Source organism: Streptomyces sp. NPDC097617, assembly GCF_044761485.1.
Lineage (GTDB): Bacteria > Actinomycetota > Actinomycetes > Streptomycetales > Streptomycetaceae > Streptomyces.
On sequence record NZ_JBIWCL010000033.1, the window covers coordinates 1 to 22,304 of the forward strand.

At 73.0% G+C, this 22,304-nt stretch carries 17 protein-coding genes; 9 read left to right on the forward strand and 8 right to left on the reverse strand.

The features are described from left to right. Positions 1-183: 183 nt before the first annotated feature. Complete coding sequence (locus ACIQZO_RS35630; RefSeq protein ID WP_403634870.1) at positions 184-633, reverse strand: DUF3499 domain-containing protein; 450 nt, start codon at positions 631-633, stop codon at positions 184-186. 15 nt (positions 634-648) lie between these two features. Between ACIQZO_RS35630 and ACIQZO_RS35635 the strand changes: the two genes are divergently transcribed. Then, positions 649-1,128, forward strand: coding sequence for a metallopeptidase family protein (locus tag ACIQZO_RS35635; RefSeq protein WP_403634690.1), 480 nt, complete (start codon positions 649-651; stop codon positions 1,126-1,128). A gap of 69 nt (positions 1,129-1,197) precedes the next feature. Here the strand turns inward: ACIQZO_RS35635 and ACIQZO_RS35640 are convergent, their stop codons facing one another. The 3 genes from ACIQZO_RS35640 to ACIQZO_RS35650 all read right to left on the reverse strand — a co-directional run bounded on the left by ACIQZO_RS35640 (position 1,198) and on the right by ACIQZO_RS35650 (position 6,852). Beyond that, positions 1,198-2,682, reverse strand: coding sequence for a DUF5719 family protein (locus tag ACIQZO_RS35640; protein WP_403634693.1), 1,485 nt, complete (start codon positions 2,680-2,682; stop codon positions 1,198-1,200). Then, positions 2,679-6,338 (reverse strand): glycosyltransferase, encoded by a 3,660-nt coding sequence (locus tag ACIQZO_RS35645; RefSeq protein WP_403634695.1) that lies wholly within the window; start codon positions 6,336-6,338, stop codon positions 2,679-2,681. The genes ACIQZO_RS35640 and ACIQZO_RS35645 overlap by 4 nt, the downstream gene beginning before the upstream one ends. A gap of 250 nt (positions 6,339-6,588) precedes the next feature. Continuing rightward, positions 6,589-6,852 carry a WhiB family transcriptional regulator gene (locus tag ACIQZO_RS35650; RefSeq protein WP_003983763.1) on the reverse strand — a complete coding sequence of 88 codons (264 nt, stop codon included), beginning with the start codon at positions 6,850-6,852 and terminating at the stop codon, positions 6,589-6,591. 637 nt (positions 6,853-7,489) lie between these two features. On the opposite strand from ACIQZO_RS35650, the gene ACIQZO_RS35655 reads away from it, so the two are divergent. From ACIQZO_RS35655 to ACIQZO_RS35665, 3 genes are read left to right on the forward strand one after another with little or no spacing between them, the layout of a single operon-like run. Then, complete coding sequence (locus ACIQZO_RS35655; protein ID WP_403634697.1) at positions 7,490-8,038, forward strand: cysteine dioxygenase; 549 nt, start codon at positions 7,490-7,492, stop codon at positions 8,036-8,038. Positions 8,039-8,067: 29 nt separating this feature from the next. Then, entirely contained in the window at positions 8,068-9,027 is a 960-nt protein-coding gene (gene cofD, locus ACIQZO_RS35660) for a 2-phospho-L-lactate transferase (RefSeq protein WP_403634700.1), read from the forward strand. Next, a complete protein-coding gene (locus tag ACIQZO_RS35665) occupies positions 9,024-10,322 on the forward strand; it encodes a coenzyme F420-0:L-glutamate ligase (RefSeq protein WP_403634703.1) in 1,299 nt (432 codons plus the stop codon). Before cofD ends, ACIQZO_RS35665 begins: the two co-directional genes overlap by 4 nt. 95 nt (positions 10,323-10,417) lie before the next feature. On the opposite strand, the gene ACIQZO_RS35670 is transcribed toward ACIQZO_RS35665, so the two are convergent. Continuing rightward, the gene (locus tag ACIQZO_RS35670; RefSeq protein WP_403634706.1) at positions 10,418-11,422 is read right to left on the reverse strand and encodes a DNA-3-methyladenine glycosylase family protein; all 1,005 of its coding nucleotides are present in this window, start codon (positions 11,420-11,422) and stop codon (positions 10,418-10,420) included. A gap of 99 nt (positions 11,423-11,521) precedes the next feature. Further along, a complete protein-coding gene (locus ACIQZO_RS35675) occupies positions 11,522-12,907 on the reverse strand; it encodes a peptidoglycan recognition protein (protein ID WP_403634708.1) in 1,386 nt (461 codons plus the stop codon). Between the two features lie 139 nt (positions 12,908-13,046). Here ACIQZO_RS35675 and ACIQZO_RS35680 point away from each other — a divergent pair, with 139 nt between their 5' ends. From ACIQZO_RS35680 to ACIQZO_RS35695, 4 genes are all read left to right on the forward strand, one after another. Continuing rightward, positions 13,047-13,796 carry a TIGR03089 family protein gene (locus tag ACIQZO_RS35680; protein WP_403634710.1) on the forward strand — a complete coding sequence of 250 codons (750 nt, stop codon included), beginning with the start codon at positions 13,047-13,049 and terminating at the stop codon, positions 13,794-13,796. Positions 13,797-13,981: 185 nt separating this feature from the next. Beyond that, complete coding sequence (locus ACIQZO_RS35685; protein ID WP_403634713.1) at positions 13,982-15,208, forward strand: LCP family protein; 1,227 nt, start codon at positions 13,982-13,984, stop codon at positions 15,206-15,208. 222 nt (positions 15,209-15,430) lie between these two features. Then, the gene (locus ACIQZO_RS35690; RefSeq protein WP_403634715.1) at positions 15,431-17,158 is read left to right on the forward strand and encodes an LCP family protein; all 1,728 of its coding nucleotides are present in this window, start codon (positions 15,431-15,433) and stop codon (positions 17,156-17,158) included. 58 nt (positions 17,159-17,216) lie between these two features. Beyond that, on the forward strand, positions 17,217-18,905 hold the full coding sequence (locus ACIQZO_RS35695) for an LCP family protein (RefSeq protein ID WP_403634717.1): 1,689 nt from the start codon (positions 17,217-17,219) through the stop codon (positions 18,903-18,905). A 73-nt stretch (positions 18,906-18,978) separates the two neighbouring features. Here ACIQZO_RS35695 and ACIQZO_RS35700 read toward each other — a convergent pair whose 3' ends face one another. Next, complete coding sequence (locus ACIQZO_RS35700; RefSeq protein WP_403634720.1) at positions 18,979-20,004, reverse strand: glycosyltransferase family 2 protein; 1,026 nt, start codon at positions 20,002-20,004, stop codon at positions 18,979-18,981. Between the two features lie 176 nt (positions 20,005-20,180). On the opposite strand from ACIQZO_RS35700, the gene ACIQZO_RS35705 reads away from it, so the two are divergent. Further along, entirely contained in the window at positions 20,181-21,677 is a 1,497-nt protein-coding gene (locus ACIQZO_RS35705) for an LCP family protein (RefSeq protein WP_403634723.1), read from the forward strand. 27 nt (positions 21,678-21,704) lie between these two features. Here the strand turns inward: ACIQZO_RS35705 and ACIQZO_RS35710 are convergent, their stop codons facing one another. Then, the gene (locus ACIQZO_RS35710; RefSeq protein ID WP_403634726.1) at positions 21,705-22,241 is read right to left on the reverse strand and encodes an acyl-CoA thioesterase; all 537 of its coding nucleotides are present in this window, start codon (positions 22,239-22,241) and stop codon (positions 21,705-21,707) included. Positions 22,242-22,304 lie beyond the last annotated feature (63 nt).

The window sequence follows — 22,304 nt, forward strand, 5'->3', positions numbered from 1 at the left end:
ACGAACGCGCCACCGAACAACTCCGCCAAGGACTCGTCCCACTCATCCGGCACGACACCACGCACGTCATACGCCTTGACGATGTTCGAAAGATCTGCGGCCACTGCCTGCCCTCCTGAAGGTCCTGTCCGGTTCAGCAAAACCTACCCTGAACCGGGAGCGGCTCTTCAGGCCGTCGGAGCGTCAGGAATCCGGCGATCTCAGGACGCGCAGGTGTCCACGACGGGTCTCCCCGGTGGCCTGGCCTCCCTGGCGGGAACCGCCGCCCTCGGCCGCGCGCCCCGGCGGGCGGGCGGCTTCGCGTACGGCGTTGGCGAGGGCTTCGAGGTCGTCGCCGCTGGGGCGGGAGGGCCCGGAGGTGCCGGAGAGGCGCACGACGTCCCAGCCCCGTGGGGCGGTCAGGCGCTCCGAGTGCTCGGCGCACAGGTCGTAGCAGTGGGGTTCGGCGTAGGTGGCGAGCGGGCCGAGAACTGCGGTCGAATCGGCGTAGACGTACGTCAGTGTCGCGACGGCAGGGCGGCCGCACGCGGTGCGCGAACAGCGACGTACAGGGCTCACGACGTTGGACGGTACCGCACTCCTGACCGGGCCGCGACGACTCCACCGCCGCGCGCTCCCCCGTGTCGTACTCAGGGCTACCCTGCGGGGGTGACCGACACCCCTCTTCCTCCCTGCCCCGCCGAGCCCCCCGTGGGGGCCGCAGCCGAGCCGCGCCCCCGTCGGCGGGACCGGCACGGGCGCGGGATGCGGGGTCCGGTGGCCCCTCCGCAGGTGCCGCTGTCGGCGAGCCGGTCGGAGCTGTTCGGGGACCTCGTACGGGACTCCGTGGAGCGGCTGGAGCGGCGCTGGCCGCAGCTGTCCGACGTGGAGTTCCTGATCGGTGACGTCCCCGGTCCGCCGGGCGGTGCGGACGGCGGCTGGAACGACGAGGCGGTGCCGCTGGGCGCGGTGTCGGAGTCCCGCGAGGGGCGGCCCGCCCGGATCGTGGTGTTCCGGCGGCCCGTGGAGATCCGTGCCAAGACGCGGGACGAGAAGGCGCTGCTGATCCACGAGATCGTGGTGGAGCAGGTGGCGGAGCTGCTGGGGCTGTCGCCGGAGACGGTGGACCCCCGGTACGGCGAGAACTAGCTAGGTCCTGCTACCGCCCACCGGGGGCTCCGTGATCAGGCCATCCGCCCGGTCAATCCGGTCATCCGGTCATCTGGTCAGGACCGAGAGGTCCTGGGCGGCCCTGGGGACCGAGACCGTGGAACGGTCGTCCGAGAAGCCCTGCACGGTGAACATCGCGATGCCCTCGTGTGGGAGGGACAGCGTGCGGGCCGCGTGGACCGGTCCGCCCGAAAGGGTCTCCACGGTGAGGGCGTAGGCGCCCTTGCCGCCGGCCGGGGCCAGGGTCAGGGTCTGCGTGGTGCCCGCCTTGACGGTGACCTCTTGGGAGGCCGCCTCGCCGCCGCCGGTGCCCGGCGAGGCCGTCACCTTGACCTTCGCATCGGCGCCCGGGGCGGTCAGGGACAGCAGGGTCGTGTTCTCCTCGGGCCGGTTGTCGGCCACGGTGGCCCGGGTGCCGACGGGGCCGGTGGCGGGGATGAAACCGAGCTCCTGCTTGGCGCCGCTGCCGCGGACCACCCGCAGCGCCGCGACGACCGGGGCGGACTTCTTGGCGTCGGCCGGGGTCAGCATCAGCGAACCGGGCTCACCGCGCGTCAGGTCCTTGAGGTCCACGGCCGCCGTCATCCCGGCCTTCACGTGCACCTGCTCGTTGCCCGCAGGGCTGATCGCCCCGCCCGGTCCGGCCAGGCGCAGCTTCAGGTCCGCGTCCTCCTCGCCCGGTGCGAAGAGGACCAGCCGTACGGAGGCGGCGTCGGCCGGGATGCCCGGCAGGACGAGCGATCCCGCCGGGTCGGTGGGGGCGGCCAGCCAGTCGGCGCCCACCTGCTCCTCGTTGACCTGGACCGTGGCGCCCACGCGGCCGGCGCGAGTGGTCACGTGGGCGGTGGCGTCCGCGAGCTGGGCTCCGGGGAGCAGGGACGAGAGCAGGACGGTCTTGCTGGACTTGGGGTCGACCCGGATGCTCTCGCTGGCGCCGGCCTCGGGCTTGGCCAGTCCGTCGGGGCCGAAGAGCTTGATGTCGACGATGGCCGCGGCGTCGTCGGGGTTGGTGAGGTGGACGTAGTCCTCGCGTCCCTTGGCCGTGCTCACCGCGGGGAACCAGAAGTCGGTGCCGGGCGCGGTGCAGCCGACACCGAGGACGCCGCGGGCCCGGCCGACCGTGACCTTGGTGGTCAGCTGCGCGGTCCAGCCGGGGGCGAGGACGCCGTCGGCGCTGCCGGTCAGGGCCGGTGCGTCGGCGCCGCTGGCGGTGGCCCCGACGGGCTTGCCCCGATCCTTGGGCTCCAGCACCGGCTTGGCGTCCTTGGTCGCGCCGAGCAGCCGGGCCGAGCCCTTGCCCTCGCCGGCGGGGGCGCCGGGGGTGAAGGCCGTGTACGTGGTCTCGGCGACCTCCGAGGAACTGGGCCCCGGGCACACCAGAAGGGACCGCTCCACCGGCATCCGGGCGGCGGCCGCGGCCTTGCCGTCGACCGCCTTGCCGTCGGCGGCGGGTGCGGTGAGGGCGGCGACGCCGGTGATCGCGGCGAGGGCCGCGCTCACCGCCGCCAGCGTCAGGGGTGCGCGCTGCTTCACTGCTGGGGGCTCCCGTCCGGACGCTGGTCGTGCGGTGCGTGGGGGTGGTGGGGGTCGTACGGACGGTAGGGCTCGTAGGGGTAGGTGTACTGCTGCTGGTCCGGGTCCTGGACCGGCGGCTGCTGCGGCGGCTGCTGCTGCTGCTGCTGCTGGTACGGGACCTCGTAGACCTGCTGGCCCTGCTGGCCCTGCTGGTCGTACTGCGGGTACTGGTCGTACGGGGCCGGCTGCTGCGCCTCGTACGCGTAGCCGCTCTGGTCGCCGTACGCCTGGTACGCGTACGCGTCCTCGCCGTACACCGGCTGCGCGGGGATCTGCGCGTACGGGTCGGCGTCCGCGGCGGTCTCCACCGGTGCGGGGGCCGGTTCGGCCTCGGCGCGCAGCCGGCGGGCGCGGCGGCCCTCGCCGGCCTCGCCCGGGCCGGGCGAGGCCGGGAGCGCGGCCTCCTCGTCCGGCAGGTCGTCGTCGAGCTGTGCGCGGCGGCCGGGCAGGGCCATCACGAGCAGGACCAGGGCGAGCAGGCCCTGGGCCCAGTACCAGGCGGTCCGCAGCAGGGAGTCCTCGTGGACGAGGTCGAGGCGGCCGCCGTCGGCGGGCAGCTCGAAGCCCTGCGCCCAGCCGTCGAGGGTCTTGGGCTTGAGGGCCTTGCCGTCGAGGGTGGCCTGCCAGCCCTCATCGGCCCGGTCGGCGATGCGCAGTACGCGGCCCGCCTCCCCGGCCGGGATCTTGCTGTGGGCCTCGACGGGTCCGGCGGCGACCGGGATCGGGGCCTCGCCCTGCTTGCCGGAGACGATCACGGCGCGGGGCAGCCAGGGTTCGACGCCCCACAGGGCGGTGCCGTCCTGCTGGTGGCGGCGGCTGAGGCCCGGGGTGGCGTCCAGGACGCGGCGGATCTCTTCGGGGCCGCCCGGGCGGAACATGACGAAGCGGATCGCGAAGGCGCTGAGCTGGCTGGACTGGTCGGCGCCGGAGCCGGCCACCAGGTTGGAGACGACCTTGTCGAGGCGGGCGTCGGCGCCGGTGCGGGCGGTGACCTCCGCGTCTCCGATGCCGCCGCCGGAGCCGCGGACGAGGCTGTAGGAGACGGTGGCGGGCGGGTCCAGGTCGAGGATCAGGGTGCGGGTCTGGTTGTCGTCGCCGCCCGCGTCCGCGACGAAGGCCGGGACCTGTACGGGGTCGCGGCGCTGCAGCGGGCCGTCGGCGCCGGCGAGCATCCAGGTGGTGGCGGCGACCAGCGGGCCCGCGGCGGCGGCCAGCGCGATGAGGGCGGCCAGCGGCTGGCGCCAGCCGAAGCTGCGCGCGGCGACGCGTTCCCGGGCCCCGTCGGCGCCGAGGGCCGCGGCCGCGAGCAGGGCGATTCCGTAGACGAGGGTGGCGGGGCCGGCCCAGGCGCCGCGGTTGACGAGGACGGCCAGGAGCAGCGCGGCGAGGGCGACGGCCCAGGCGGTGCGGACGGCGAAGGCGCGGTCGCTGCGCAGCAGGGCGGCCAGGGCGGCGAGGACGATGCCGATGAGCAGCAGCGCGGCGCCGGTGCCGGGGCCGCCGGGGCTGATGGTGAGCAGGCCGAGGGCGTCGGCGGAGCCGGCTCCGTAGGGCAGTCCGGCTTCCTGCAGGAGGCGGCCGGGGTGCGTGAGCAGGCCCAGGGACCAGGGGGCGAGCACGAGGAGCGGGACGGCGAGGGTGGCGAGCAACCGCAGGCCGTACGCCTTCCAGTGCGCCCGGCGCAGGGCCAGCGCGGCGGTCCCGAGGACGGCGGCGAGGGGCCACACGACGGGGGTGAAGGCGGTGGTGAGGGTGAGCAGGAGGATGTACGTCCACACCGCGCGCCGGCCGCCCCGGCGGTCGCCGGCTTCCGCGCCGTCGGCGAGGTCGAAGGCGGCGACGGCGGAGCGGGCGAGCAGGGGGAGCACGACGGCGAGGACGGCGGTGCCGAGGCGGCCGCCGGCGAGGGCTCCGGTCACGGCGGGGAGGAAGGCGTAGGCGATGGCCGCCCAGGCGCGCAGCAGCCGGGAGGCGACGAGCGGCCGGGAGGCGAAGTAGGCGGTGAGGCCGGCGAGCGGGACGGATCCGACGAGCAGCAGGGTCAGGGCGGCCTGCGTGGAGCCGAACAGCAGGGTGGCGAGGCTGCCGAGGACGGCCAGGTAGGGCGGCGCGGAGGCGGTGGAGCCGGTGCCGACGGCGTGCCAGCCGCCGGTGTAGGCGCCCCAGAGCGCGAAGCCGCTGTCGGGGGCGGGCAGCAGGGCTCCGCCCATCAGGGAGCCGCCGCCGATCAGGGCGCGGCAGGCGGCCAGGGAGACGACCAGGAGGAGGCCGAAGAGGACGGGCGCGGGGTTGCGGGCGAGCCGCTTGAGGCGGGCGAAGCGCTCGACCTCGGGGAGGTAGTCGCCGTCCTCGCCGGGCGCGTTGAGGATGCTACCGCCGCCGTGCCGGCCGGCGGGGGCGGCGTCGGTGTCGCGGTCGGCGCCGAAGTAGCCGGCGAGCTGTTCCGCGTTGGCCCGCAGGGAGGCTCCCGGCGGGGGGAAGAGCGGGCGCAGTTCGGCGGCGGGGACGGCAGGGCGGCGGCGCGCCCTGCGGGCCGCGAGGACGCGGCCGGGGCGGAGCAGGGTCGCGAGCAGGCCGGTGAGCTCGTCGACGGCCTGGCCGGGGGCCTTGCCGACGAGGTAGGCGAGGGTGCGCAGCACGGTGCCGAGCAGGACGCGCAGCAGGACGTAGGGCAGGGCGCGGCCGGAGCTGTTGGCGAGGATCGTGTAGACGGCGCCGGCCTTGTCGACGCGGTGCGGGCCGGCCGTGGTGCGGCCGGCGCAGTCGACGGTGCGGCGTTCGCGGGCGGCGGCCTCGGCGTGCCGCAGGACGGCGTCGGGGGCGACGAGGACGGTGTGGCCGGCGCTCTGGGCGCGCCAGCACAGGTCGACGTCGTCGCGCATCAGGGGCAGGCGCCGGTCGAAGCCGCCGAGGGCGTCGTAGACGTCGCGGCGGACCAGCATGCCCGCGGTGGAGACGGACAGGACGGGGCGGACCTGGTCGTGCTGGCCCTGATCCTGTTCGCGGCGGTCGAGCCCGGTCCAGCGGCGGCCGCTGCGGGCGATGGTGACGCCGGCTTCGAGGAGCTGCTTCTTGTCGTACCAGCCGCGCAGCTTGGGGCCGATGACGGCGGCGTCGGGGTTGTCCTCGGCGACGCGGAGCAGTTCGGTGAGGGCGTCGGGTTCGGGGGCGCTGTCGTCGTGCAGGAGCCAGAGCCACTGGACGGGTTCGCCGTGGGGAAGGTCGGGCAGGTCGTACGCGTCGTCGCGCCAGGTGCGGCTGACGGGGTCCCAGCCGCTGGGGCGCTTGAGGTACGGGAGGTCCTCGGGGGTCAGGGTGCCCGCGGTGCGGACGGATTCCTCGACCGCGGTGCCGAATCCGGTGCGGCGGGCAAGGTGCACGACGCGGTCGTCGCCGAGGGCTTCGGTGAGCAGGCGCGCGGACTCGTCGGCGCTGCCGGTGTCGGCGGCGATGTGGTTCTGCGCGGGGCGTTCCTGGCCGAGGAGGCCGGCGAGCGTCCGGGGCAGCCAGCGGGCGCCGTCGTGGGCGACGAGGATCGCGGTGACGACGTGCCGGGGGAACTCGGGTGTGGCGGGGGCCTGGTAGGAGGCCGTCGACTGGCTGTGCAGGGACATCGCGGTACGGGCCCTCCGGCCGGGGGTCCGGGGGTGGTGTGCCCTCGGAGGCTGCTGGACAGCGCCCCACCCTAACGGCTGACACGACAGCGGTCCGCCTCCTGCGGGGAAGGTGCAGGAGGCGGACCGTGTGCGGTGCCGTTTGCGTGCCGTGCGTCGTGCCGTGCGTGGTGCCGTGTGGCGCCCTGTGGTGCTTTCGATATGTCGTGCGATGTGCGGTAGGTGCCTGACCGGTGGTGGGTCGGCCGTTTCAGACCGCTGCCTTTTTCAGGCGGCGGCGTTCCCGCTCGGACAGACCGCCCCAGATGCCGAATCGCTCGTCGTTGGCGAGGGCGTACTCAAGGCATTCGGAGCGGACTTCGCAGGCGAGGCAGACCTTCTTGGCCTCGCGGGTGGAGCCGCCCTTCTCGGGAAAGAAGGACTCGGGGTCGGTCTGGGCGCACAGAGCGCGCTCCTGCCACCCGAGCTCTTCGTCCGCCTCCTCGACCAGCAGTTCCTGAAACAGCTCGGTCATGTGCGCCCCTCGCTCTGTCTGTGCGTCCCCGTGACGATGCCGTCACTGATTGCTACGTAACGACACGAGTGAAATTACAAGTGCGTGGCTCCGGGGCAGTCAAGCCGAGATCTGCTATTGGGCCCCTTATTCACTCTGCGGAACCAAGCCTATGCAGTAAGTGTTCATATCGCCAAAAATCATGACACATGCCTCTGGCGCCACAAGATGTCAGGATTTCGTCGTTACCCGTTATCCACGTGCTGCCTCCGGACGGGGTTGCGATCCGGACCGAGAAGCGGCGCAGATCACATTCAGGTCACGGATGTCGGGTTCGGGTTTGAGCGCCGACACAGCGCCACATCCCCTGCCGCACACTGCACAAACCTTTCTCCGTGCACGGTAACCGGATGAGGTGAAACTTTTACCCCAAACCGGACATTGGGTTGACAGTCCGGCCCCACAGCCGTTCTCCTTGTTCGCATGTCAGTGCCTGCAGCCGCCACCCGGACCCCCATTCGTGGGTTCCTGTGCGCTGCCCAGGTTCGCTGTTGCTGTTGCAGCTGTTGATGCCCGCGGAGCCCCGGCTCCCGAGAGCTCCGGCCCGCCCCCGCAGCAACCGCCAGCACGACTGACATCCGTCGAGGTATCCCCCACGATGAACAGCACGTACAGCGCCACCCCCGCCGCTCCCGCCGCCCTGCCCGCCGCCGCGCCGGTCGAGAGCGACCTCCAGATCGCCGGTGACATCCTCGCCGTCCAGCACCTGCTCCAGCCCGCCCGGGAGCACCCGACGACCGTCGCCGAGTTCGTCGGGCTCGCCCGTTCCGTCGCCGAGGACCGCGCTTCCTGGGAGCACCTCGTCCGGTACGACGCCACCGCCCGCTGGTACCACCGGCTGCGCACCGGTCCCGGGTACGAGGTCTGGCTGCTGAGCTGGGTCCCCGGCCAGGGCAGCGGCCCGCACGACCACGGCGCCTCCTCCGGCGTCATGACCGTCCTGGAGGGCGAGCTCACCGAGCACACCGCCCGCGGCCGGCTCAGCCACCGCCCCGGCACCCAGCGCGTCCTCGCCCCCGGCCACGCCCACGAGGTCGTCAACGACACCCTCGACGGCGCGGTCAGCCTGCACGTCTACTTCCCCGGCCTGACCGAAATGCCGATGCACAGCTGCTCCCCTGCCGAAACGGCGTCCGTGCCTGCCTGACCGCCCGCCTGCCCTGACAAACTGTCCGCATGCGCATTGTTGTTCTGGCCGGCGGTATAGGCGGCGCCCGGTTCCTGTCCGGACTCAAGTCGGCAGTCCCCGACGCGGACATCACGGTCATCGGCAATACCGGTGACGACATTCACCTCTTCGGGCTCAAGGTCTGCCCCGACCTGGACACGGTGATGTACACCCTCGGTGGTGGCATCAACGAGGACCAGGGCTGGGGCCGCGCAGACGAGTCCTTCACCGTCAAGGAGGAACTCGCGGCCTACGGGGTCGGGCCCACCTGGTTCGGCCTCGGCGACCGCGACTTCGCCACCCACATCGTCCGTACGCAGATGCTCGGCGCGGGCTACCCGCTGAGCGCCGTCACCGAGGCGCTCTGCGACCGCTGGCAGCCCGGCGTGCGGCTGCTGCCCATGTCCGACGACCGGGTCGAGACCCACGTGGCGATCACCGAGGCGGGCACCGGCGAGCGCCGCGTCATCCACTTCCAGGAGTACTGGGTCCGGCTGCGTGCCGCGGTGGACGCGGAGGCCGTCGTACCCGTGGGCGCCGAGCAGGCCAAGCCCGCCCCGGGCGTGCTGGAGGCCATCGCCGCCGCCGACGTGATCATCTTCCCGCCGTCGAACCCCGTGGTCTCGGTCGGCACGATCCTCGCCGTCCCCGGCATCCGGGAGGCCGTGGCCTCCGCCGCGGCTCCCGTCGTCGGCCTCTCCCCCATCGTCGGCGGCGCGCCCGTGCGCGGGATGGCCGACAAGGTGCTCGCCGCGGTGGGCGTCGAGTCCACCGCCTCCGCGGTCGCCCTGCACTACGGGACCGGGCTGCTCGACGGCTGGCTGGTGGACACCTCGGACGCGGCCGCCGTCGCGGAGGTGGAGGCCGCCGGGATCACCTGCCGCGCGGTGCCGCTGATGATGACCGACCTGGAGGCCACCGCGGAGATGGCCCGCGCCGCGCTGGAACTGGCGGAGGCCTCCCGGTGACGCGGGCGCCCTCGTACGAGGTGCGGGCCGTCGACGGGATCCCGGAGGTCAGGCCGGGCGACGACCTGGCGAAGCTGATCACGACGGCCGCGCCCGATCTGCGCGACGGGGACGTCCTGCTGGTCACCTCGAAGATCGTCTCCAAGGCCGAGGGCCGGATCGTGGAGGCGGACTCGCGCGAGGCCGCGATCGACGCCGAGACCGTACGGGTGGTCGCGCGCCGGGGTCCGCTGCGGATCGTCGAGAACCGGCAGGGCCTGGTGATGGCCGCCGCCGGCGTGGACGCCTCCAACACCGCCCCGGGCACGGTGCTGCTGCTGCCCGAGGACCCGGACGGCTCGGCCGCCGCGATCCGCGCCGGGGTGCGCGACACCCTGTCCGTGGACGTGGGCGTGGTCGTGACGGACACCTTCGGGCGGCCGTGGCGCACCGGGCTGACGGACGTGGCGATCGGCTCGGCCGGCGTACGGGTCCTGGACGACCTGCGCGGCGGCGCGGACGCGCACGGCAATCCGCTGAGCGCGACCGTGGTGGCGACGGCCGACGAGCTGGCCGCCGCCGGCGACCTGGTCAAGGGGAAGGCAGCAGGGCTGCCGGTGGCCGTCGTGCGCGGGCTGGCCCACCTCCTGGGCGAGGGTTCCTCGGCCCGCGACCTGGTGCGCTCACCGGCGGACGACATGTTCCGGCTGGGCACCTCGGAGGCGGTACGGGAGGCGGTGACGCAGCGCCGGACCGTACGGGCCTTCACGGCGGAGCCGGTGGACCCGGGCGCGGTACGGCGGGCGGTGGCGGCGGCCGTGACGGCCCCGGCCCCGCACCACACCACGCCGTGGCGGTTCGTGCTGCTGGAGTCCGAGGCCTCCCGGGTGCGGCTGCTGGACGCGATGCGGGACGCGTGGATCGCGGACCTGCGGGCGGACGGCAAGTCGCAGGAGTCCGTCGCGAAGCGGGTCAGGCGCGGGGACGTGCTGCGGGCCGCCCCGTACCTGGTGGTGCCGTGTCTGGTGACGGACGGCGCGCACCACTACGGGCACGCGCGGCGGGACATCGCGGAGCGGGAGATGTTCGTGGTCGCGATGGGCGCGGGCGTGCAGAACCTGCTGGTCGCGCTGGCCGGGGAGCGGCTGGGTTCGGCGTGGGTGTCCTCGACGATGTTCTGCCGGGACGTGGTGCGGGAGGTGCTGGAGCTGCCGCAGGACTGGGACCCGATGGGAACGGTGGCGGTGGGGCACCCGGCGGCGGCTCCGGCGGAGCGGCCGGGACGGTCCGCGGAGGACTTCATCCAGGTCCGCTGAGGCCCGCGGAGGTCGGCTGACGTCGGCTGAGGTCAGCTGACGTCGGCCGGGGTCGGCCGGAGCCCGCCGGGGTCGGCCGGAGCCCGCCGGGGCGGTCAGAGGCGGCCGATGTCGCCGCGCGGCATCCGGGGCGCGCGGCGGGGCGGGGTACGGCCCGCGAGGAGGATCAGGCGGGCCGCGCGGTGACGCTGGCCGGCGTACGGGGCGAGGAGCTCCAGCATGGCGGCGTCGTCGGTGTCGCGGTCGCCCGCGAGGGCGTAGCCGATGATGCCGGGCAGGTGGAGGTCGCCGGTGGTGATCGCGTCGGGGTCGCCGTTGCTGCGCTGGAGGGTTTCGGCGGAGGTCCACGGGCCGATGCCGGGGACGGCCTCCAGCCGTCGTGCGGCTTCGGGCGGGTCCATCGCGGCCGCCTCCTCCATCCGGTTCGCCACGCGCGCGGCCCGCACGATGGTCGCGGAGCGCTTGTCGTCGACGCCGGCCTTGTGCCAGTCCCAGGAGGGGATCATCGCCCAGGTCCGGGCCGCGGGCAGGACGTACAGGTCGGGGCTCGGGCCCGGGGCGGGCTCGCCGTACTGCCGGACGAGGCGGCGCCAGGCGCGGTAGGCCTCATCAGCGGTGACCTTCTGCTCCAGGACCGTGGGGACCAGGGATTCGAGGACCAGGCCGGTACGGGTCAGGCGCAGGCCGGGGCGGCTGCGGTGGCTCTCGTGCACGAGGCGGTGGCGGGGCACGAAGGCGGCGGGGTCGTCGCCCGCGCCGAGGAGCGCGGGCAGCTGCTCGAGGAACCAGTCGGCGCCGGGGCCCCAGGCCTCGGCGGTGACCTCCGTGCCGGTCCGGGAGACCCGCAGGGTGGCGGGGAGGCCCTGCGGGCTCCGGCCGGTACGCCAGACGGAGCCGTCGGGGGTGGTGCGGAAGGTGGGGTCGGCGGGGCCGCGCCGCAGCGGGCCGAGGGTGAGCCCGAGGTCGACGGGCCCGCCGGGGGTCCAGCGGCGCTCCCTGGCCCCGGAGCCGGCGGTGCCCGCGGCGGCGCGGCCCGCGGGTACGTCGGTCCGGCCGCCGCGGACGGCGGCGCGGGTGAGGGGGTCGAAGCGGCCGGCCATGCCACTGAGCGTAGCGCTGCCCGGCCGCGCCCCCGGGGCTCCGCCCCGGACCCCACGACTCGAGCGCCGGCGGGGCTGAATCCTGCGGACCGCCGGAGGCTAGGGCCGGCCCTGGAGCTTGGCCGAGGCCGTGCGGGTCGTGCCCAGCTTGCTGTAGAGCTTCGCGCCCGGGCACTGGGTGGCGAAGCCGTCCCGGTGGCCGGAGATGACGTTCATCGAAACGTTCCTGCCCTTGGGGTAGCGGTTGCCGCCGCCCGAGGTCAGGGTCGTCTTCGCGCGCGGGTCGCGGCCGAAGAGGCCCAGCTTCCAGGCGGTGAGACGGGCGACCGAGTCGACCACCACTGCCGGCGGGGCCGTGGAGGTGAAGGTGCCCAGCACCGCGACGCCCATGCTGTTGGTGTTGAAGCCCATGGTGTGCGCGCCGAGGACCGCCTTGGAGACTCCGCCCGCGCGGCCCTCGTAGACCGTCCCGCACTTGTCGACGGCGAAGTTGTAGCCGAAGTCCCGCCAGCCGTTGCTGACCACGTGGTAGCGGTACAGGCTGCGCAGGACGGCGGGAGCGTCCTTGCAGGCGTAGTTGTTGCCGGAGGCGCTGTGGTGGACGAAGGCCGCCTTGACCGTGCTCGTGTAGACGAAGCCCGGCTCGCGCAGGCCCTCGTCCGCGCCCCAGCCCCTGCGGGTGACGATCCGCGGGCGCGGGCCGATGTACGGGGCGGCCGCGGCGGTCAGCTCGCCGTCACTGGCGAAGACCGCGTCGGCGGTGGAGTCGGCCTTGTCGAGCGCGGTGATCTCGTTGGCGCCGAGCGAGGCGTGCGGGACGTTCGCGGCGGAGGACTCCGCCATCGACATCGACATGGCGGGCACCACCTCGCCCTTGCCGTCGCCCTCGGGGCCGGTGTTCTTGCCGTCGGACCCCGTGGCAGGGGTTTCGGCGCCCGGGTCGACGAGTTCGATGCGCATGCCGGAGGGCAGCCGGGAAGGGGCGCGGGTGGTCGGGGCGCCGGGCTCGGCCTGGACGCGGATCTCCACGCCGTCGGACTCGCCCACCCACAGCGGGGCGGTGGCGCCGCGGATCGGGCGGGAGCCGCGTTCCGCCGCGTCGGGGTCGGCGGCGTGTTCGCCGTTGTGGGTCTCGACGTCCTGCCAGTCCGACCAGGTGGCGGTCCGGACGGAGCGGGTGCGTACCTGGACCCGGCCGTGCAGTTCGGTGGCCGCGTCGTCCCAGACGACGCCGACCAGCGAGAACGTTTTGACCTCGCGTGCGGTCAGCCCCTGCGTCTCGGGGCGGCCTGCGGAGGCGCTCATTCCGGGGACCCCGGGCGCCCGCGTCGCCGAGGGCCCCAGGGGGGCGAGCGGCAGCGACTGGGTGGACCCGGCGGGGGTTGCTGGGGCGGTCTCGGCCAGGGCGGGAGTGGGGAGCGCGAGGGGCAGGGCCAGTACGGCGGCCGTCGCGACGCCGATCGAGGAAGCAAGGAATCCACGCATGAAAAGGATGGTGAGCACCCGGACCGCCCGGCGCCATCCGAGAACTGACGCTCCGTCCGACACGCCGCGCATACCCCTCCCCCGTACGGAGGAGCCGACGGCCCCCGTACGAGGGACGGGCCCGCGTACGCTGTGCCGGGTGAACGCCACTGACCGCACCCCTGCCGACCTGCTGCGATCCGCGCTCGCCGCCGATCCGGGCCGCCCGCTCGTCACCTTCTACGACGATGCCACCGGCGAGCGCGTCGAATTGTCCGTCGCGACCTTCGCCAATTGGGTGGCCAAGACCGCCAATCTGCTCCAGGGCGACCTGGGCGCCGAGCCCGGGGACCGGCTCGCGCTGATGCTCCCGGCGCACTGGCAGAGTGCGGTCTGGCTGCTCGCCTGCGCCTCGGTCGGGGTCGTCGCCGAGGTCGGCGCCGATCCGGCCGGTGCGGATCTCGTCGTCAGCGGGCCGGACACCCTGGAGCAGGCCCTGGCGTGCGGTGGTGAGCGGGTGGCGCTCGCACTGCGGCCGCTGGGCGGCCGCTTCCCGCAGCCGCCGGCCGGCTTCGCCGACTACGCGGTGGAGGTGCCGGGGCAGGGCGACCGCTTCGCCCCCTTCGTCCCGGTGGACCCCGAGGGCGCGGCGCTGGTCGTCGGCGGCGAGGAGCTCACGCAGTCGGCGCTGGTGGACCGCGCCCGCGAGGACGCGGCGAAGCTCGGCCTCGGCGAGGGCTCGCGGGTGCTGACCGGGCTCGGCTACGACACCTGGGAGGGGCTCTCGGCCGGGCTCTACGCCGCGCTGGCCGCGGGCGGGTCCGTGGTGCTGTGCCGGAACCTGGACCGGCTCTCCCCCGCGGGACTGGACCGGCGCGGCGAGAGCGAGCGCGTCACCCACACCGCCTGATCGCCGACCGGAGGCCCTTCACCCACACTGGTGAAGAGCAGGTACGGACGATTTGTCACCCGCATGGCCCTGGACAGGCCCCTGCCCCCGGGCCGCTCCGGCAGTCCGGGGGCAGCATCGGCAGTGGCCGTACCCACCCGTACGGCCGACGGCCCAGAGTCGTAGCGGCGAGGGGACGGACGCCAGTGACGGACAGCGCAGGCATACCGGGCGGCACCGACGCGGCAGGGGGTGCGGGACGGCCCCCGCGCGGCCGCGGGCGCCGGCGCCGCCTGCTGCGCCGGATCGGGCTCGGGATGGTCCTTCTGGTCCTGGCGGGCACGGCCACCGGCTGGTGGCTCTACAACAAGCTCGACGGGAACATCACCGAGGACACCTCGGCCGCGGCCGAGCTGCGGCGCTACGAGCGCGAGCGCCCGGCACACCTGGCCACCGGCTCCCAGAACATCCTGCTGATCGGCTCCGACTCGCGCTCCGGCAAGGACAACGCCCGGTACGGGCAGGACAAGGGCACCCAGCGCTCGGACACCACGATCCTGCTGCACCTTCCGCAGGACCGCAGGAGCGCGACAGCGGTCTCGATACCGCGGGACCTGATGACGGACATCCCCGTCTGCACGCAGCCGGACGGCAGCCGCACCGGCGAGCAGTTCGCGCAGTTCAACTGGGCGTTCCAGTGGGGCGGGGCCGCCTGCACGATCCGTACCGTGGAGAAGCTCACCGGGATCCGGATCGACCACCACATGGTGATCGACTTCGGCGGGTTCAAGAAGATGGTCGACGCGATCGGCGGGGTCGAGGTCTGCCTCAAGCGGCCGGTGAACGACGTGGAGGCGAAGCTGCGGCTGAAAGCCGGGCGCCAGACCCTGCGGGGCGAGCAGGCGCTGGGCTTCGTCCGCGCCCGCCACAGCCTGGGCAACGGCAGCGACACCGAACGGATGGGCCGGCAGCAGCAGTTCCTCGGCTCACTCGTCAAGAAGGTGCAGAGCAACGGGGTGCTGCTGAATCCGACCCGGCTGTACCCACTGCTGGACGCGGCGACCTCCTCGGTGACCACGGACCCGGGCCTGGCCTCGCTGCGCGGCCTGTACGAACTCGTGCGGGGCATGCGGGGCATACCGACCGATCAGGTTAAGTTCCTGACGGTTCCCCGCAGGCCCTACACACCCAACCCGAATCGGGACGAATTGGTAGAACCTGCTGCGGAACAGCTGTTCCAGCAGCTGCGGACGGACCGGCCGGTCACGGTGACCCCGCCGAAGCCGACCCCGACCCCGGCGCCGGCCGAGGCCGCCGGGGCGGACACGGCGTCCGCCGCGGACGCGGACGAAACCGACGTGGGAACCGCCACACCCCCCGCGCCCGTCCCCACCTTCACCGGAACCACTGCGGGGAACGCCGACTGCCGGTAAAGCAATCCCAAAAGCCGGTGACCGAACCGAGTGGGATGGGTGGTTCACCCCGTTATAAGGGGAGTGGAATTTGTCACCAGCATGGTTTGCGGCCGAACAGGGCGGATAGGGTGAGCGATCCGGTGCCCGGCCGGACCAGAGATCGGGCGCCAGCAGCCGGATCGTTGACCGTGCGCCCGGGGGAGGCGCGTCGCGAAGCACCGACGGAGGATTCGAGCAACCGTGGATGCGCAAAGCCGTGGGCGGGCGGAAGAAATCGACCCCGCAGACCAGTGGGTGCTCAATCCCCGCACCGGCAACTACGAATTGCGACTGGCCGACTCCGCCGCGCAAGCGCGGCCGAAGGTCACCGCACCCCGCAGATCGCCGTCTGCTCCCACCGCCCCCACCTCTCCCGGTGTGCCGAAGCCGCGACGCGGCGACGCCCCGCCCGGAGGCCGGCGCGGCGGCCGTTCCCGCAAGGGCGGGGGCGCCGGCGGTGGCAGTCGCCGTAAAAAGCGGCTGGCCGTCACCGGTGGGGTGCTGGCCTTCCTGCTCGTCGGCGGCTCACTGGCGGCGTACCTCTACTACGACCACCTGAACGGCAACCTGAGCGTCACCGACATCGCGGGCGCGGGCACCGGCGGGTTCAAGAAGGACCAGGCCATCAACATCCTGGTCATCGGCACCGACAAGCGCAGCGGTGCGGGCAACGAGGGTTACGGGGACAAGGAGAGCGTCGGCCACGCCGACACCACGATCCTCTTCCACATCGCCAAGGACCGCAGCAACGCCACCGCGTTGTCCATCCCCCGCGACCTGATCACCAACATCCCGAACTGCCCGACGAAGCAGCCGGACGGGACGACGAAGGAGGTCCGGGGCACGAAGGCGACCCGCTTCAACACCAGCCTGGGCCAGGAGGGCCGCGACGCGGGCTGCACCATGCGCACGGTGAAGGAGGTCACCGGCATAGAGGTCGACAACTTCATGATGGTCGACTTCAACGCGGTGAAGAACCTGAGCACCGCGGTCGGCGGAGTGCCCGTCTGCCTGGAGAAGGCGGTCGACGACAAGGACTCCAAGCTCAAGCTGCCGGCGGGCGAGCACCGGCTGCAGGGCGAGGAGGCCCTGGCCTTCGTACGGACCCGGCACGCCTTCGGCAACGAGAGCGACCTGGACCGGATCAAGACCCAGCAGCAATTCCTCGGTTCGATGATGCGCGAGATGAAGTCCAAGGAAACGCTGACCAGTCCGAAGAAGTTCTTCTCGCTGGCGGAGGCGGCCACCAAGTCGCTGACCGTGGACCAGGGGCTGGGCTCCATCAACAAACTCACCGACCTGGCGGGCGAGTTGAAGGACATCGACCTCAAGAACATCACCTTCACCACCCTGCCGGTGCTCGACAACCCGGCCGAGAAGGTCAAGGCCACCGTCGTGGTCAACCAGGGCCTCGCCGATCCGCTGCTGCAGATGATCCGGGGGGACGTTTCGCTCACGGAGGTCGAGAAGAAGGAGCAGGCCGCCAAGGAGGCGGCCGACGCGGACGCCAAGGCCAAGCAGGACGCGCTGCTCCAGGGCAACCGCGCGGTGGCGGCGGACGTACGGGTGAACGTCTACAACGGCGGCGGGCCCAAGGGCGCCGCCTCCACCACGCTGAACTGGCTGCAGAACAGCAAGGGCGTGACCAAGTCCAGCAACGTCGGCAACGCACCGTCGAAGGTCGGCGCCACGCAGCTGGAATACGCCCCCAACCAGGCCGACCAGGCCCGGGCGCTGGCGGACATCATGGGTCTGCCGGCCACCGCACTGAAGATGGGGACGACGGACGCGGCGGCGAAGACCGCGATGAAGCTGACGCTGGGTCCGGACTTCCAGCAGGCGGGTGCCCCGCTGGCCCCCGCGGCACCGCAGCAGCTGCCCGAGGACGTGCAGCAGGCGCAGGCGGACAAGGCGGTCTGCGCCAAGTAGCGGGACTCGGCCGGGAGTGCCGGCCACCAACGACCAAGATGGATCTTGAGGGGGACGTGTGAGGCACAGCAGCGTGCGGGGGGAGGGGGCGACCGCCCAATCCGCCGAGGAGATACCCGACGGCGGGGCGGACGCCTCCGCCACGGTGCCCCCACCCCGGGGCGGCTCCAGAGCTGCCCGTCGGCGGGCCGACGGGCGTCCCACCAGACGGGGCAAGCGGCGCGTGCTGCGCTGGGTGGCCTCCGTGCTGTCCCTGCTGATACTCGGGACCGCGGCGGCCGGGTACCTGTACTACCGCCATCTGAACGGCAGTATCCAGACGGACGCGCTGAACCTCGGCGAGACCAAACTGGGCGGCTCCAAGCCCAACGCCTTCGGGCAGACCCCGCTGAACATCCTGCTCATCGGCTCCGACGCGCGCGACGACGAGGCCAACCAGGCCCTCGGCGGCGGCACGGACACCTTCGGCGGCCCGCCGCTGGCGGACGTGCAGATGCTGCTGCACCTGTCCGCGGACCGCAGCAACATGTCGGTGGTCTCGATGCCGCGCGACACGATGCTGATGATGCCCAAGTGCACCGAGCCGGGCGGCAAGGTGCACCCCGCCAGCAAGGGCCTCGTACAGACCAACGAGTCCCTGCAGCGCGGCGGTCCGGGCTGCACGGTCGCCGCCTGGCAGGAGCTGACCAAGATCCCCGTCGATCACTTCATGATGATCGACTTCAAGGGCGTGGTGTCGATGGCGGACGCCATCGGCGGCGTCCCGGTCTGCGTCGAGCAGAACGTCCACTCCCGCACCCGTGACGGCAAGGGCTCCGGCCTGAAGCTGCCGAAGGGCACGAGCGTCATCCAGGGCGAGACGGCCCTGCAGTGGCTGCGCACCCGCTACGGCTTCGAGGACGGCACCGACATCGGCCGCACCCACGCCCAGCACCAGTACATGACCTCGATGGCCCGCGAGTTCCGCAAGAACGCCAAGCTCACCAACCCGGTGAAGCTCAACAGCCTGGCGCAGGCGGCGATCCAGGCCATGGTCGTGGACACCGGCCTGAACAAGATCGACAAGCTGTACGACCTGAGCATGGAACTCAAGAAGGTGCCGCCGGGCCGGATCACCATGACCACCATGCCGTGGGTCTACAGCACCAAGATCGGTATGGAGGGCCGGGTCGAGCCCCTCGCGGGCGAGGCCGAGGACGTGTTCCGGATGGTCCGCGAGGACATCGCGCTCGACGGCAAGGGCTCCGGCACCCCGGCGAACGGCGCCTCGCCGTCCCCGGGCGCCTCCGCGTCCGCGGCCGCCCCGACCACGGCCCCGGCCGCGGCCGCGGCTCCCGCGAAGATCGCGGTCTCCGTGCGCAACGCCACGAGCGGGAGGAACGGCACCGAGGCCAGGGTCAAGAACCGGGCGAACGACGTCGCCGCGCTGCTGGCCGGCAAGGGCTTCACCAAGGCCGCCGCCGAGACCCAGACCGGGACCGAGGACACCACGGTGATCCGCTACGCGACGGACGCGCAGGCGGCCGACGCCGGCGCCGTGGCCACCGCCCTGGGCCTGCCCGCCGACTCGGTGCAGAAGTCCGAGGACGTCTCCGGGATCACCCTGTTCGTCGGCAAGGACTGGCGCAGCGGCACCGCGCCGACCCCGCCGCCGGCCGCCCCGACCGTGGCCCCGACCTCGGCCCACGCGCTCAACGGCGACAACGAGGGCGCCTGCATGCCGATCCAGCAGGGCTTCACCTGGTAGTGCGCGTACGGGAGGGGCCCGGCGCGGCGGCTGCGATGTACGCAGTCTCCGCGCCGGGCCCCTCCCGTATGTCTCAAACCTGCGAGGAGTCCCGGTGCACGGCCGGGCGGCGGCTCGCGATGACCTTGTTCGCCAGCGCCTTCGGGCTCGTCAGGAAGCCGAAGCCCCAGCTCAGGTGCATGGTCGCCAGGGCGACGGGGATCTGTGCGCGGGCCTTGATGCCGAGCCCCTTGCCGGCCGGTACGGAGCCCGCGGCGATCGCCGCGAAGTATGCGGCCGGGACGGCGAAGCCCAGGGGGGTGACGGCCGCGCCCACGACCACGCCCGCGGCGATGGCGCAGACGAGGGTCGGCGGGGCCAGGTAGCGCAGGTTGATGGAACCCGAGTGGTAGCGGGCCACCACGTGGCGCCAGCGCCCGTAGTCCTTGTACTGCTTGGCCAGGGCCCGTACGGAGCGCCGCGGGCGGTACTGGACCATCAGCTCCGGCGAGAACCAGATCAGGCCGCCGGCTTCGCGGATGCGGAAGTTCAGCTCCCAGTCCTGGGCGCGGATGAACTCCTCGTTGTAGCCGCCCTGCTGCTCCAGGGCCTCGCGGCGGAAGACACCGAGGTAGACGGTCTCGGCCGGGCCGGCCTGGCCGCCGGTGTGGAAGGGCGCGTTGCCGACGCCGATCCTCGAGGTCATCGCCGCGGCGACGGCCTCTTCCCAGGCGTTCTCGCCCTCGGCGTGCATGATGCCGCCGACGTTCTGCGCGCCGGTCTCCTCCAGGAGGCGGACCGCGGTGGCGATGTAGTTCGGCGAGAGCATGCCGTGGCCGTCGACGCGTACCACGATCGGGTGACGCGAGGCCTTGATGGCGGCGTTGAGCGCCGCCGGGGTCCGGCCGGTGGGATTCGGGACGGTGTGGACTCGGGGATCCTCGGCTACGAGTTCGGCGGCGATCTCGTCGGTGCGGTCCGTGGACGGCCCGAGTGCGATCACCACCTCCATCTCGCCCGCGTACTCCTGTTCCAGGATGTGGCGGACGGAATCGCGGAGGTAGTGCTCCTCGTCGAGCACCGGCATGATCACCGAGACTGCGGGCTGCTGGGCGGGCATGTGGTCCTTCAAGGTCGGGTATCGGTGTCACGTTACCGCGTACGGGGGAACCGGGTGCGCGCCGAGCGACCGGTAAGGACAGCGGCTGATCGTATGGGCCTACTGTTCTGTCGCATCAGCTGAATCCGGCCAGTGTCCCGACTGGTCTCCCTGCTGCCCCCGCGGAGGTGTCCACCGTGCCCCAGCCGCACCGTCCCGCCCGTCCAGCCGGGCCGCCCCCGCCGCAGCGCACCCGGCGCGGCACAGGCGGCGGTCCCACCCGGCGCCGGGACGGACGACCCCGGTGGGGGGTACGGATCGCGGCCGGGCTCTCGGTGGCGGTCCTGGGCTCCGGAGCCGTCGGTCACGCCGTGATGACCGGCCTGGACACCGGCATCGAACGGGTGGATCCGTTCAAGGACATGAAGAACCGGCCGCAGGCCGGACACGGCCTCAACTTCCTGCTGGTGGGCACCGACGGGCGGGAGAAGATCTCCCCGGAGGAGAAGCGCGAGTACCGCCTGGGCGGGGCGCCCTGCCACTGCACGGACACGATCATGCTGGTGCACCTGTCCGCCGACAAGGAGCGGGCGAGCGTGGTCAGCCTGCCCCGCGACAGCTACGCGGAGGTGCCCGCGCACCGGGACCTCGTCACCGGCACGGCGCACAGGTCCCACCCGGTACGCCTGAACGCGGCGTACGCGGAGGGCGGGCCCAACCTGACCGTGCGGACCGTGGAGAACATGACCCGGGTGAAGATCGACCACTATCTGGAGGTCGACTTCACCAGCTTCATGAGGACGGTCGACGCGATGGGCGGCGTGGAGATCTGCACCGCCAAGACCATGCGCGACCGCAACACCGGCCTCGACCTGCTGCCCGGCAGCCATCGCCTCAGCGGCGGACAGGCCCTGCAGTACGTGCGCTCGCGCCATGTCGACGGGGCCTCCGACCTCGGCCGGATGCAGCGCCAGCAGCGCTTCATCGCCGCCCTCATCAAGCAGGCGACCGGGGGCGGGGTGCTGCTGAACCCGGTGAAGTTCAAGGAGGTCAGCTCCACCCTCCTCGGCTCGGTCCGGGCCGACAAGGACTTCGGCTCGGAGCAGATGCTGGCCCTCGGACAGGCGATGCGCGACTTCACCCCGTCCTCCTCGGAGTTCGCCTCGGTGCCGATCGGCAGCCCCTCCTTTGCCGTCAAGGGCATCGGGTCCACGGTGAAGTGGGACGAGGCGAAGGCGGCCAAGCTGTTCGAGGCGCTGCGCGAGGACCGGCCGTTGGCCCCGGCCCGGCCCGGAAGGACCGGTGGCGGTCCCCCGGCGGCGGTGCCGGTGGACGTGCCCCCGCCCCAGGTCCGGGTGCAGGTGGAGAACGGCAGCCGGATCGACGGGCTCGGCGGCCGGGTCGACTCCGCGCTGCGCGCCACCGGGTTCGACACCACCCGGGCCCCGGGCAACGGCGCCAGCCGCGAGGTCAAGCGCACAGTGATCACGTACGACCCGCGCTGGAACCGCTCCGCCCGGTCGGTGGCGACCGCGCTGCCGGGCAGCGAGCTGCGCGCGGTGGCGGGCCAGGGCCGGACGGTCGTAGTGATCGCGGGCGCGGACTACCGCAAGGTGGTGCCGGTGCGCGCCGAGGACCCGTACCAGGGCACCTTCGGGGTGGTCACCGGCGACCAGGTGGTCTGCGGGAAGTGAGCGGGCGCGGCCGGTCCGGAGCGGACGTCAGTCGTCGAAGCCCTGGGCCGACCGCTCCTCGCGCAGCGCCATGATCGCCTGGCGGCGGGCGAGCCGGTGGGTGCGGCGGATCTGGGCCTCCTGGTAGCGGCGCTCGTCCCGTTCCGTCTCCGGGAGCACGGGCGGGACCTCGCGGGGCTTGCCGTCGGCGTCCACCGCGGCGAAGACGAGGTAGGCGCTGCCGACCTGGGTGGCGGGGGTGGACTCGTTCCACCGCTCCGCGAGGACGCGTACGCCGATCTCCATGGAGGAGCGGCCGGTCCAGTTGCACTGGGCCTTCACGTGGACGAGGTCGCCCACGCGCACGGGCGCGAGGAAGGCCATCTCGTCCATGGAGGCGGTGACAGCCGGGCCGCCGGAGTGGCGGCCGGCCACGGCGCCCGCCGCGTCGTCCACCAGCTTCATGATCACGCCGCCGTGCACCGTCCCGAGGAGGTTGGTGTCGTTGGCGGTCATGATGTGGCTGAGGGTCGTCCGGGAGGCTGCCGTGGGCTTCCCGGGCAGCTCGCCCGGTATCTGTGTCATACGCACACCTTAGTTGGGTCAGTGAGGCATCAGCTCTGCAACAGCAGCGGTACGGAATGCGGA

What these genes read in the sequence shown, in the direction of transcription:
- ACIQZO_RS35710 (WP_403634726.1), bottom strand. Translation starts at nt 22,241, where the DNA reads ATGACACAGATACCGGGCGAGCTGCCCGGGAAGCCCACGGCAGCCTCC.
- ACIQZO_RS35700 (WP_403634720.1), bottom strand. Translation starts at nt 20,004, where the DNA reads ATGCCCGCCCAGCAGCCCGCAGTCTCGGTGATCATGCCGGTGCTCGAC.
- ACIQZO_RS35670 (WP_403634706.1), bottom strand. Translation starts at nt 11,422, where the DNA reads ATGGCCGGCCGCTTCGACCCCCTCACCCGCGCCGCCGTCCGCGGCGGC.
- ACIQZO_RS35650 (WP_003983763.1), bottom strand. Translation starts at nt 6,852, where the DNA reads ATGACCGAGCTGTTTCAGGAACTGCTGGTCGAGGAGGCGGACGAAGAG.
- ACIQZO_RS35675 (WP_403634708.1), bottom strand. Translation starts at nt 12,907, where the DNA reads ATGCGTGGATTCCTTGCTTCCTCGATCGGCGTCGCGACGGCCGCCGTA.
- ACIQZO_RS35655 (WP_403634697.1), top strand. Translation starts at nt 7,490, where the DNA reads ATGAACAGCACGTACAGCGCCACCCCCGCCGCTCCCGCCGCCCTGCCC.
- ACIQZO_RS35645 (WP_403634695.1), bottom strand. Translation starts at nt 6,338, where the DNA reads ATGTCCCTGCACAGCCAGTCGACGGCCTCCTACCAGGCCCCCGCCACA.
- cofD (WP_403634700.1), top strand. Translation starts at nt 8,068, where the DNA reads ATGCGCATTGTTGTTCTGGCCGGCGGTATAGGCGGCGCCCGGTTCCTG.